9 protein-coding genes are annotated in these 12,427 nt (G+C 59.6%); 6 read left to right on the forward strand and 3 right to left on the reverse strand.

All coding sequences use genetic code 11. The annotated features are described in order from the left end of the window. Window positions 1-136 precede the first annotated feature (136 nt). From F6Y09_RS17710 to F6Y09_RS17730, 5 genes are all read left to right on the forward strand, one after another. On the forward strand, window positions 137-919 hold the full coding sequence (locus tag F6Y09_RS17710; protein ID WP_152208259.1) for a MotA/TolQ/ExbB proton channel family protein: 783 nt from the start codon (window positions 137-139) through the stop codon (window positions 917-919). Then, window positions 906-1,307 (forward strand): ExbD/TolR family protein, encoded by a 402-nt coding sequence (locus tag F6Y09_RS17715; RefSeq protein ID WP_152208260.1) that lies wholly within the window; start codon window positions 906-908, stop codon window positions 1,305-1,307. Before F6Y09_RS17710 ends, F6Y09_RS17715 begins: the two co-directional genes overlap by 14 nt. 3 nt (window positions 1,308-1,310) lie before the next feature. Then, a complete protein-coding gene (locus tag F6Y09_RS17720; protein ID WP_179959459.1) occupies window positions 1,311-1,721 on the forward strand; it encodes an ExbD/TolR family protein in 411 nt (136 codons plus the stop codon). Then, on the forward strand, window positions 1,718-2,449 hold the full coding sequence (locus tag F6Y09_RS17725) for a TonB family protein (RefSeq protein WP_152208261.1): 732 nt from the start codon (window positions 1,718-1,720) through the stop codon (window positions 2,447-2,449). Before F6Y09_RS17720 ends, F6Y09_RS17725 begins: the two co-directional genes overlap by 4 nt. A gap of 83 nt (window positions 2,450-2,532) precedes the next feature. Further along, the gene (locus F6Y09_RS17730; RefSeq protein ID WP_152208262.1) at window positions 2,533-3,249 is read left to right on the forward strand and encodes a hypothetical protein; all 717 of its coding nucleotides are present in this window, start codon (window positions 2,533-2,535) and stop codon (window positions 3,247-3,249) included. Between the two features lie 57 nt (window positions 3,250-3,306). Here F6Y09_RS17730 and F6Y09_RS17735 read toward each other — a convergent pair whose 3' ends face one another. From F6Y09_RS17735 to F6Y09_RS17745, 3 genes are all read right to left on the reverse strand, one after another. Beyond that, complete coding sequence (locus F6Y09_RS17735) at window positions 3,307-6,453, reverse strand: efflux RND transporter permease subunit (protein WP_152208263.1); 3,147 nt, start codon at window positions 6,451-6,453, stop codon at window positions 3,307-3,309. Then, on the reverse strand, window positions 6,453-7,541 hold the full coding sequence (locus tag F6Y09_RS17740; protein ID WP_246180588.1) for an efflux RND transporter periplasmic adaptor subunit: 1,089 nt from the start codon (window positions 7,539-7,541) through the stop codon (window positions 6,453-6,455). Before F6Y09_RS17740 ends, F6Y09_RS17735 begins: the two co-directional genes overlap by 1 nt. 196 nt (window positions 7,542-7,737) lie before the next feature. Next, window positions 7,738-10,392, reverse strand: a complete 2,655-nt coding sequence (locus F6Y09_RS17745; protein WP_152208264.1) for a nitrate reductase — start codon at window positions 10,390-10,392, stop codon at window positions 7,738-7,740. A gap of 655 nt (window positions 10,393-11,047) precedes the next feature. Here F6Y09_RS17745 and F6Y09_RS17750 point away from each other — a divergent pair. Next, the gene (locus F6Y09_RS17750) at window positions 11,048-12,406 is read left to right on the forward strand and encodes a CmpA/NrtA family ABC transporter substrate-binding protein (RefSeq protein ID WP_152208265.1); all 1,359 of its coding nucleotides are present in this window, start codon (window positions 11,048-11,050) and stop codon (window positions 12,404-12,406) included. Window positions 12,407-12,427: the final 21 nt, after the last annotated feature.

Raw genomic sequence — 12,427 nt, forward strand, 5'->3', positions numbered from 1 at the left:
CTGGAGCCTGGGGAGGCGCAGACGCTATTAGGTGCGCAAGTCTACCAGAGACGCATCAAACTTCCGGTTACAACTGGAAAACAATAACGATAATGGTTATCATTTGTTCAGTACTTATCAGTTACGAGGCTCACGAATGTCTGACTCCACCCTCACAGGAACATCGGGCGCCGCACTGACACCCTTACAGCAATTGATAGAAATGGGTGGCCCGGTGATGCTGGTGCTGATCGGACTTGCCATTGCGGGCCTGATTGCGTTTTTCTACCTGGTGCTGTCCGGAACCGTTTTCGCCCCCCGCCTGACTCGCCGACTACGCTCCGCACTTGCACAATGGCAACAACAGCCGGACCGGCAGACACCGGAGCAGATTGCGGAGGCCTCTGGCTGGCTGGCCCGGGCCAACCCTCTGTCGCCGTTAATGGCCTACGCCATGACCGCTCGCCTTGACCGTCTCGACCCGGCAGCACTCCGTGAAGAGTTGGCTCGTCGGTGCCGAAAGGCGCTGCAGCCTTTTGAGGCGCCATTGAAAATTATCGAAGTGATCGCAGCCCTGGCACCGTTGCTGGGCCTGCTGGGCACTGTAATGGGCATGATGGCAGCCTTCAGCGCGATGGCGACCGCAACCGGACAAGCCGGTGCCAGCGAGCTGAGCGGAGGTATTTACGAAGCTCTCACTACCACCGCTGCCGGCCTGGTGATCGCGATTCCGTTCGCTGCCCTGGCCGCCTGGATCGAATTCCGCCTGGGTCGGCTGAACACCATGCTCAACGATGTCCTGGTGCGCGTTATCTCAACCCCCTTGCCCGCACCCGAGATTGCAGCTCATGAAGCCGCAACGCATCCGATGTCTGCACCCCTCCAAATAAGCGGTGAACCCCCAGCGTACACGCACCGTGTTGCCCATGCAGCTGGTTGACCCCCGACCCTCGCGGGCGATGCCGATTCGCATCACGCCGCTGATTGATGTGGTGTTTATCCTGCTGGTGTTCTTTATGCTGACCACCCGGCTGTTGCCCACCGAACATCTGGAGCTCGAGAACAGCACGGCTTCCCGGGGTACCACCCAGGGCGAGCCACGCCCACTGGTGGTATTGGAAAACACCGGAGAACTGAGCTGGAACCAGCAACGCTGGCAGGTCGCGGAGCTGATTTCTGCCCTGCGCGCTGCCGGTATCGGTGAGCTGCACCTGAAAGCGGACGGCGCTGCCTGGTTGGCCGATTTTACCTCCAGCCTGAGTGAACTGAGCCAAGCTGGCCTCCAGGTACGTTGGCAGCGAACGCCAGCGAAAACCGGGAGCGAGTAAACCGTGACACCATTGGCACCTCCGCCACCAGGAAGCGGCAAAACTTTGATGGAACGGGTGGAAGACAGCCTGCTGCCGCTGATCAACCTGGTATTCCTGCTGCTGATGTTTTTTATGGTGGCAGGGCAAATGGCGGAATCACCGTTACCGGAATTGCCCGGCGTGTCGGAGCCGCGCAGCCCGCAATCGCCGGAAGCGGAGCTGATGGTTAAAAGTGGTACCGACTGGTCCGTAAACGGTCAGAACGTCAATGCGGACACCGTGCTGGGCGCCCTGCCGGAAACGACCGATACCAGGGCGTTGCGAATTGCTGCGGACCGGAGCGTTACCATGGCCGACCTGGAGCGGCTGTTCCGGCTGCTGGAAGATGGTGGCTATGAAAACGTCACCCTGTTGACGGAGCCCGGTCAATGAGCCCATCTGCCCGCCTGGTTGTTCTGCTGGTGGCGCTGTTGCTCACGGCAATCACCCTGCTGTTGGCCGCTCCTGCCACTCCGGAACTCAACAGATCGGAAGGGCAAAGCACCATCAATTCCCCGCAATCCATTCGAATAGCCTTGGCAAGCAGCCCAAAGCAGGCCACAGCCGTGCCCGAACCGTTAGAAACACCCCCGGAACCACCCGAAGAGACACGCAAGCCAGAGCCAGAGCCAGAGCCAGAGCCAGAGCCAGAGCCAGAGCCAGAGCCAGAGCCAGAGCCAGAGCCAGAGCCAGAGCCAGAGCCAGAGCCAGAAAGTGTTGCGCCGCGGTCAGACGATGCAAGCCTCGAGCAATCGGTTGCGGATGCCGAGCCGTCAGACGGGCAGGCCGAAGCGAGCCCTGCGCAGGTGGAGCTCCGCGCCGGGTCGTCCTCCAATATTGATCAATACCTGACCCGGCTGGCTCGCCACTTGAGTCGGCACCGGGAATACCCCCTTCGTGCCCAGAGACTCGGTATGGAGGGCACCCCCGTAGTGCTGTTCCGGTTCAACCGGCAGGGCGCGTTGTTGGACTACAGCTTGAGTGAAGGGTCCTCCCATAACCTGCTCGACGAGGCTGCCCTGGAGATGCTGGCGGCTGCAGCACCCTTGCCATCAGTACCGGACGACATGCACGGTGAGACCTTCAGCTTTCAGCTGCCGGTGCGGTTCAACCTGCGCTAAAGCCCACGCGCTCTGTTCCCCGATGCCAGCAGACACGGTATGCTGCCGGCACCAGTCAACCAGAACGATGTTGTCGCCACCCCATGCCCCCAAGCACTGCACAAGCCAAATATCTGGGTCAGCTGCTATGTCACGTCACCACTGACGTGCTCTGGCAGCCAGCCCGGGGCTGGATTCGCCAGCGTCATCCGGGGTCGCAGCTGGCATGTCGTGTCGGCGCAGGACAGGCCACCTATCACCGTTTTAATCCGCAGGTGCGCCAGCACAACATTACCTATGGTGCCCGCATGATTGTCGCCAAGCATCAACCAGACACGGCTGCGGGCTGGCTCTCGAGTCGTGAAATTCAACGTCGTGGCTACTTTGACGGCGAGCTCTCCACCGCAAACCTGCTGGCCCACACCTGCTGCCACGAATTTGCCCATCTGCTGCAACATGTCGCCGGGAAACGCCACCGGGGCTCCGTACACAACCGGCATTTCTATGAGATTCTGGACGAGCTCCATACCAGCGGAGCCGCCGAAGCCGTTCGCAAGCGCTTGTTGGAAAAGGCAACCGACCAAGGTATGGAGCTTCCCGTCGCAGCGTTTGAAGTAACCAGCCCCCAAGAGATGTTAGCCCGCTGGCAAGTGGGTGAGGCTGTCATGTTTGGTGGCGGGGCGCGTCGCATCGAGGGCGTCATCCGTCGTATCAACCATAAAACCTGTACCGTCGACGGTTCTGGCCGCTGGCAGGGTTTGCGCTACCGGGTACCGCCGCAGCTGCTCAAAAGCCTTCCCCGGCCCCTGACTGAGCATTGATGGGAGCTCGGGAAGGCGGCAGCCACAGTGGGAGCCGGTAGTTCGAATCGGGGCCTTTCATTTATCTTCGCCCCTCGATAGCACAAACACCGTCAGGGCCGGCAAGAAGGTCAGCGTGACAATCGCAGCGCCCACCAGGCCAAACAGCACGATGGCACCCACGCCGCGATACAACTCGGTACCTTCACCGGGCAGGAAGACCAGCGGCGACAGCCCGCACAATGTGGTCAGGGTGGTCATGGCAATCGGGCGCAGACGGGTTTCCACCGCGCGACTGACCGCTTCGATGGCGGTTACGCCTTTTTCGCGGAGATTCCGGCGAGCCTGGTCGACCACCAGAATCGGATTGTTGACCACCGTTCCGAGCAGAATCAGGAATCCCAGCATGGTGATCATATCGAACGGCTGCCGTAGCGGCTGAAGCCCGATCATCGGCAGCAATCCCCCGACCAGATTCATTACCGCCAGCCCGACGATACCGCCGGCAATGCCCAGAGGAATCGCAGTCATAATCAGCAAGGGGTAACCCCAGTGGGCAAAAATGGCGACCAGCAACAGGTAGACAATCGAGAGCGCAATGAGGAAGTTACCGGTCAATGCATCCCGGGTGGCGTTGAGCTGGTCGCTGGCGCCGGAGATGGTGACGTTGACGTCCGACGGTAGTTCGCCACTCGCTCTGAGTGCGGCTACCAGCTCGGTCCGGACCCGCTCGACACCGGCCTCAAGCGCGACCTCCTCTGGCGGAATTATATTCAGGGTCACGGTCCGGCTGCCATCAACCCGCCGAACGGTGCTGGTATCCACGGTTTCCTCGATCTCGGCAAGACTCGAGAGCGGCAAGGTAGCGCCCTGGGGCGTGTGCACCATCAACTTCGACAACTGCGACAAGTCAGGCTCCCCGCCGGCATCGCCGTAGAGATAGATATCGATCTTGTCATCCCCGAGGAAAAAGTCATCGACATAGGCGCCCTCGGTCAGCGATGACACGGTAAAGCCCACGGCTTCGGTGCTCAGACCAAGTTCCGCGACCCGGTCCCAGTCCGGCCGTACCTGGATCAGCGGCTGAGCCAGGGTGAGGGAGCTGGGCTGGGTCTGGATGCGGGGGTTGTCAAAAATCTCCCCGGCTTTGCGGTAGGCAGCGTCTGCAGCGCGATAGATGGTGACCAGGTCCGAACCGGCGATATCCAGATTGATACTCCGGGTACCGCCATCGTTACTGGAAATTATCGAGCCCTTGGCAGCAAACGCCCGCATGCCGGGGAAGCGCTCATAGTAGGCGGTAAGTTCATCCATCAGGGCTTCGATATGGGTCGGATCGAGGGTTTCGGAGATTACCCGGATACCACTGGGCCTTACCTGCATGTTGAAGTAGGCCATGGGCGGGATCGCGGTTTCCCCAGCTGCGTAGGCTGCGCCATCCGCTTGTACCTGGGGCAGAAAGTGGTCTTCCACCTGGCGCGATATCCGTTCCATTTCGTCCAGGTTATACCCCGGCGGTGCGTTCATGCTGGCAAAGGTTTTAGGCTCTTCCCCTTCCGGCAGATACTCCGCGGGGGGTGTCAGCACCAGGATAATCATCACACTGAGCACCAGGGTAACCGCCATGGTGGCAATGCGACGCAGAGGCCGTGCAATCAGCCAATGAACCTTGCTTGCCAGGATTTTGACCCAGCCCCGGGACTCCTCTTGTTGGCTGCCATCGCCGCCACTCTCCTCGGTGCCGAAATTGAGGCGGGCACAGAGGGTAGGAATCAGGGTTACCGCCACCAGCATGGAGGCAACAATCGCGGCGGAAATGGCGATAGCCACGTCAGAATAAAGCTGACCGGCCTCTTCTTCGATAAACAGAATCGGCAGAAACACCAGAACCGTGGTCATGGTGGATGCGAGTACCGCAGGCCAGACCTCCTGCACGCCCTTGAGCGCCGATTCAACGCGGTCCAGACCTCGCCTTCGCTGTCGCTCTATGTTCTCCAGCACCACAATGCTGTTATCCACTGTCATGCCAATGGCAAAGGCGATGCCAGCCAGCGAAATAACGTTGATGGTGCGGCCGGTGATCAACAGCCCGAGAAACGCCGCAATGGCACACAGGGGAATACCCACAACCCCCACAAACGTGGCGCGGGAGGACCGCAGGAACAGATACATCACCAGCGTGGCAAACACGGCACCAATCCCGAGATTGGTCCAGACGTTGGCGACCGAGGCTTCGACGTAGCGTGCATCATCCGAATTCAGTGCCAGCACCAGCCCGGCGGGGGCCATCAGATCCTCGTTGATCAACTCCACTTCTTTCATCATTGCCCGCTTGATATCGATAACGTTGGAGCCGCTCTCACGGCGAACCTGCAAGCCCAGCACCCGCAGGCCATTGACGATAGACAGTTCGCGAATACGGGCATGGTCCTGCTCGATTCGCGCCACTTCCCCAAGCCGGGTGATGCTGTCACCACGCCGGGCCACCACCAGTTGCTCCAGTTCGGCGATGTCCTCAAAGCGCCCCACGGTCCGCAACAGATAGCGGCGCTTACCGGAGTCAACTTCACCGCCGGAAATGTCCTGGTTGCGCTGCATGATGGCGTCTCGCAGGTCAATCAGGCTCATGCCGCGCTGGGCCAACTGGCGCTCGTCCACAATAATCTGCATCTGGCGGTCAGCACCGCCGCCCACCGACACTTCGGAGACCCCGGGCACACTTTCCATCCGAGGCCGGACCCGGTCTTCGACAAAATCCTTCATCAGGTCAATGTCGAGCTCACGGGGATTGCCTTCCAGCGTGGAAACACGGAAATACATAAAGGCGTTGGAGGAGAACGAGGACGCTACGATGCGAGGTTCATCAACGTTGCGCGGGTAGTCCGAGACCTGACTGAGGGCGTTGTTTACCTGAATCAGGCTTTCGGTAATGTCGACGCCAAAAGGAAATTCCAGTTCGATTTCTGCCGCGCCGCTGGTGGCGCTAGCGGACATCCTGCTCAGGTTCGGGACATTGCGCAGGTAGCGTTCCTGCTCAATCAGGATTTCTTTCTCGATATCCTGGGGCGTCGCTCCGGGCCACCGGGTTTCCACGGTGATAGTGCGCACTTCCAGGTCAGGAATCATCTGCACCGGAATCCGCAGTGCCGCCGCAGACCCGAGAATTGCAATGATCAATGTGACCACGGCAACCAGGGTGCCGTGACGGATGATGCCCGCAAACATCAGCGTGCCCCTTCGCCAACAACCCGCACCGTCATACCCTGACGCAGGGCTTCGTTGCCCCGGGACACCACCCTGAGTCCGGCTTCAAGACCGTCAGTTACCACCATACGATCCCGGTAGGAGGTCCCCAGCTCGATGCGTTTTTCCTCAACCCGGTATTGCCCGTTGCCGGCAGGCTCGGCAATCCAGACAGTTACCCTGCCGTCAGGGTAGCGATTGATGGCATCCCGGGGCACTGAGAGTCCATCACGGCCAGCATCCGTTCTTAGAAGCCCGGTCAGCGCCATCCCGGGTAACACCCTGAGCTCTTCCGGCGCAGATGCCCGCAACAGGAAGGTGCGGGCCCCGGAATCGCTCACCGGCACCAGCACATCAATGTCTACAGTTAAACGCTCGCTGTTATTGGTACCCTCAACGCTGACCTGAAGCTCGGTGGAGCCGTCAATCAGGTTGTACATGTTCTGGGGCACCTGGAAATCAAGCCGGAGATTACTGATATCCACCAGCTCGACCAAGGGATCGCCCGGGGTTACCCACTCACCCAGATCGGTATGCCGTGCCTGGATAACACCTTCATAAGGCGCTGCGATACTGTGGCGCTTTACCAGCGCAGCTTGCCGCTGCTGAGTGGCTTGTAGGCGCAGCAGAGTGGCCTCAGTGGTTGCCACCTCGCTCTCCCGTGCACTGACTTCAGTGGCGGCAATGTTTCGGCCCGCACCGACCGACCGGGCTTCATCTAACCGGCGTCGAGCCTCAGCAAGGCGAGCCTCAGCCTCCTGGCTCTCCGCCCGGGCCGAAGCGAGAGCAAGCCCGGCAAGCTCGTCGTCCAGTTCGATCAACAGATCCCCTTTGGCAACCCGGTCACCCGGTTGAGCATTAACCAGATCGACCAATCCTTCCACTGAGGCAGACAGCCGGGAACTCCGCAAGGCGCTGGCGGTACCATTGAGCGTCACTTCCTCGACTATATCCGACTGCTCTACGACAGCCAGCTGCACCCCGGGGCCTTCTTGCGCCGCGCCGGACACCGTGAATGTGATCAGCCCGGCAGCCCATATCCAATTCCGACACATCTCTGGAAAGTTCACGTCTTCTCCCTGAAACCTGGTTCGGCAGGCTTGAGACAGTGGCTTGATACGACCGCTACTCACGATACATAAGCGCAAATCAGGCCAACTGACATTCCGGGATTCACGCCTCATTCGGTACGTTTCAATTGTTCCGGCAGACCTCATCGGGTTCATAAACCACAGGCGGATCTTAGCAAACAGGCCGCCGCAGCTGCTACACAGCCTTACCCAGGCTGTGGCTAAGCATTGATTTAAGCTCGGGAAGGCAGGAGCCACAGTTGGTTCCGCATTTAAGTGCCGCTGCCAGAGCCTCGACACTATCGGCACCATTAGCGACAGATTTCTCGATCTGACGCTCGCCGACCTGAAAGCAACTGCAAATAATCGCCCCGGTTGCTTCCCGGGCAATGTCCCGGCCCGCCAACAGTGTTCGCGACTGTTCATCGCTTAAGCTCTTTAAAGCAAAACAGCTCGCAAGCCAGTCCACCGCAGGCAATCGTTCCGGTCGGGCATCTACCAGCAGTATTGAGATCAACCGGCCGTCGACGATGCGAGCAGCGCGGAAACAGCCATTCGTCGGGTCCGACATCACTTGCTGGAGGGGGCCACCCAGCCACTGGCTCGCATTCCTTGGCCAGTCAACGCGCTCACTCCCCGCCAGCCACCAGCTACCACATTCCGCCAAAGGGGCGTAGCTCCAGTACCCGGCCTGCCAGCGCCGTGGCTGGGGTTCACGGCACAACAGGCGCCCATGCCACCGTGCCGGGAAAGGAGTGAGGTCCGCCAGACCGAATTTGGACTCCGGCTGGCCGGAAACCGGATCGGTGATTCGTGCCGTCAGCTGGGTTGCCAACCCCTCTGAAGCGAATTGTTGATTCCAATGAATCGGGACAAAAACCTCCCCCGGACGCTGAGCATCGGTCGACCGGACCCGACCGGTAAAGCGGCCTTGATTTCGGGTCAGGGTCGCCAGTGCCCCGTTGCTCAGCCCCAACCGTTCCACATCTTCCGGATGCACCTCAATAAACGGCTCGCTCCGGTGCTGCAGCAGGCGCGGGGTGCGTGCCGTGCGGGTCATGGTATGCCACTGGTCCCGGATGCGACCGGTGTTCACTATCATCGGCAGCGCGGTGGCGGGGGACTCTCTCGGCAATCGGGTCTGAATGGGAATAAACCTGGCGCGACCGTCCGGGGTGCAGAACTGACCAGCGGTAAACAGTCGGGCCTGGCCGTGGGGAGCTTCCTCAGAAGCGGGCCACTGGATCGGCGACAACGCATCAAAACCCTGGTCGGACAGCTCCGCCAAAGCGCTGATATCGAAGACACGGGTGCCATTATTGTCACAGCCAGACAGCGCTGCGTGCTCACGGAACACAGCAGCCGGGGTGTTAAATCCAAAGGCTTCGCCAAAACCCAGCCGCCAGGCCACTTCGCTCATCAGCCACCAGTCCGGCCGGGCATCGCCAGCAAGGGGCAGAAATGCTCGTTGGCGGGATATACAGCGTTCGGAATTGGTTACGGTGCCGTCTTTTTCGCCCCAGCCAGCGGCGGGCAATAAAATATCGGCGAAGGCCGTGGTGTCGGTGTTTGCTACGCAATCGGAGACGATAACCGTCGGACAACGGGCCAGTGCTTCCCGCACCCGATCGGTGTCCGGCAGACTGACCGCCGGGTTGGTAGCCATGATCCACACCACCCGGATATCGCCCCGGTAAATCGCCTCAAACAGATCCACTGCTTTCAGGCCGGGGCCGTCAGCAACGCCGTCAGTCTGCCAGAACTTCGCCACACGCGCTTGTGCGCCGGGGGTGTCGTAATCCATGTGGGCGGCCAGGGTGTTCGCCAGCCCGCCGACCTCTCGACCGCCCATCGCGTTGGGCTGGCCGGTGAGGGAAAATGGGCTGGCACCGGGCTGGCCGACGCGACCGGTGGCCAGATGGCAGTTGATAATGGCATTGCCTTTATCGGTACCCGCCACCGACTGGTTGACGCCCTGGGAGAAGCCAGTGACGGTTCTTGGAGTGGCTGCGAACCATTGATAAAAGGTGTCCACATCAGCCCGGGGGAGGTCACACTGGATTGCCACCGAAGCGGTGTCCGGGGCGGCTATCCGGGCCTCGGCCAGAGTGTCTCCAAAGCCGGCACAATGATCACGGATATACTCAGAGTCCAGACCCTGATGGTCCGCCAGCCAGACCAGCAAACCGTTGAACAGTACAGTATCGGTACCCGGCTTCAGTTTCAGGTGCAGATCCGCCAGTTCGGTGGTAGCGGTAGCCCGGGGATCAATCACCACCACTCGTCGACCTTCACGGGCCGCAGTCTTCATCCGTTGATACAGAATCGGATGGTTCCAGGCCGCATTGCTGCCGCTCAGCACCAGCAAATCTGCCAGTTCCAGATCCTCATAGCAGGCTGGTACCGCGTCGGCTCCGAACGCCCGTTTGTGGGCTGCTACGGCTGAGGACATGCAAAGCCGGGAGTTGGTATCCACGTGGGGGGTTTTGATAAAGCCTTTCGCAAGCTTGTTGGCGACATAATAGTCCTCCGTCAGCAACTGGCCAGACAGATAAAAGGCCACGGATGACGGCCCGTATTTCGCTACCGAGTCCTGAATTGCAGCCGCGACAGCATCCAGTGCAGCAGGCAGCTCACTTTCGCAACCATCAACCCGGGCCTTCAGCAGCCTGCCGTGGCTGCCAAGCGTTTCACCGAGACTGGCGCCTTTTACACACAGGCGTCCGCGATTCGCCGGATGATCGTTGTCTCCGCTGACCGGCCCTGCACCGCCGTTCGCGGCTACCACTCCGCAGCCTACGCCACAATAGGGGCAGGTGGTTCGAATCGGGGATACTGCTGCTTCGGTCACAAAACCTCCATCCTCTGGTGCCCGGCAATGGTTATCAGGGCTACCTGACCGATAGGCCAAAAAAAGCCCGGTGAACCTCCGGGAGCGGCTTCAGGCGAAACCAAAACTCTCGAACAATTCAACCGGGCACCATTGCCAGCACGATTGTCTACCCAATCTGATCAGGACATAGCAATAAAAAGGCCAACTTCCCAAAGCCGGTAATTGGCTGGTCCCGGGAGCGATACTCCTCAAAGACACCCAAGCTTAACGCACCAAAACAAGGCATTTTCGCTTTCTTCGCCCCTCGACAGCACAAATACCTTCCGTACCAACAAAAAGTGAGCGTGACGATTACAGCTGCCCTTTCATGCAACCTCTATGGCGTGCGCCGTGTCGGTGCAACTCAACAAAAAATGGATCATTCCGGCTCAACCAACTTTGGTTTCTTAAAGGCAATATTTATATCTATATGTTTTTAATATGGTTTTTATTGTGGCACAGAACCTGCAAACCGTAAGGTCCGGATACTATTTTTCCGAGCAGGGTTCTACAGATTTCCCTTGCTCAAACAAACAAACAAAGCAGACCTTAACCCTCTGAAAGCTTTGGTGCCTACTCCTCCACCCGGGGGAGTAGGCGTTTTTTTGGTGGGTATACCCCAGGGAGATTCAGCATGAAACCTAGACAACTTGCAGCCGCAATACTGCTTTTAGCCAGCTTCAGTACGCTGGCTTCGGCCGACATCGGCCCGGCCGAGAAACCTGACTTGCGGCTGGGCTTTATCAAGCTCACCGACATGGCTCCGCTCGCCATCGCCTGGGAACAGGGTTTCTTCATCGATGAAGGTCTGTTTGTAGAGCTCGAAGCACAAGCCAACTGGAAAGTCCTGCTCGACCGGGTCATCACCGGCGAGCTAGACGGCGCCCATATGCTCGCCGGCCAGCCGCTGGGCGCGACCATCGGCTATGGCACCCGGGCCAACATCATCACGGCCTTCAGCATGGACCTGAACGGCAACGGTATCACCGTCTCCAACGATGTCTGGGACGATATGAAGCCGCACCTGACCATGCAAGACGATGGCAAACCTGAGCATCCGGTCAGCGCCGCCGCCCTGAAACCCGTAGTGGAAGCCTATAAGGATAAGGGCGAGCGCTTTCGCATGGGCATGGTGTTTCCGGTGTCCACCCACAATTACGAGCTGCGTTACTGGCTGGCAGCAGGTGGCCTCAACCCCGGCTTCTATGCACCCCAGAGCGGCGACACCAGTGGCACTTTACAGGCGGATGTCCACCTCTCGGTGACTCCGCCCCCGCAAATGCCGGCAACGCTGGAAGCCGGCACCATCCAGGGCTATTGCGTGGGTGAGCCCTGGAACCAGCAGGCGGTGTTTCAGGGTATCGGGGTTCCGGTGATTACCGATTACGAAATCTGGCCCAACAATCCGGAAAAGGTGTTTGGTGTCTCCGAAGCCTGGGCTGAAGAAAACCCCAACACCCACCTGAGACTGCTACGGGCAATGATCCGCGCTGCCCACTGGCTGGATGAGAACGACAACGCCAACCGGGAAGAAGCGGTCAAGATCCTCGCTCGCTCAAATTACGTGGGCGCTGACGAGAAGGTCATCGCCAACTCCATGACTGGCACCTTCGAGTACGAGCAAGGCGACGTGCGCTCGGTACCGGATTTCAACGTCTTCTTCCGCTATTACGCCACCTACCCATATCCTTCCGACGCCATCTGGTACCTCTCGCAGATGCGCCGGTGGGGGCAGATCCCGGAGGCCAAACCCGATGACTGGTACATGAAAACCGCCGCCCAGGTTTATCGGGCTGACCTTTATGAGCAGGCAGCCCAGTCGCTGATCGACGATGGCCTGCTTGATGCAGGTGATTTCCCGGAGATCGGTGCGGAAAACTTCGTGCGGCCCGAACAAGGTGAACTGATCGACGGTGTGCCGTTCACGCCGCGGACGCCGAACGCCTACATCGACAGCTTTGAAATCGGGCTCAAGGGAACGGACACCCTGTGAATAGTTATTTGTCAGGAGAAC

The sequence above is a fragment of the Marinobacter changyiensis genome (assembly GCF_009193265.1).
GTDB lineage: Bacteria > Pseudomonadota > Gammaproteobacteria > Pseudomonadales > Oleiphilaceae > Marinobacter > Marinobacter changyiensis.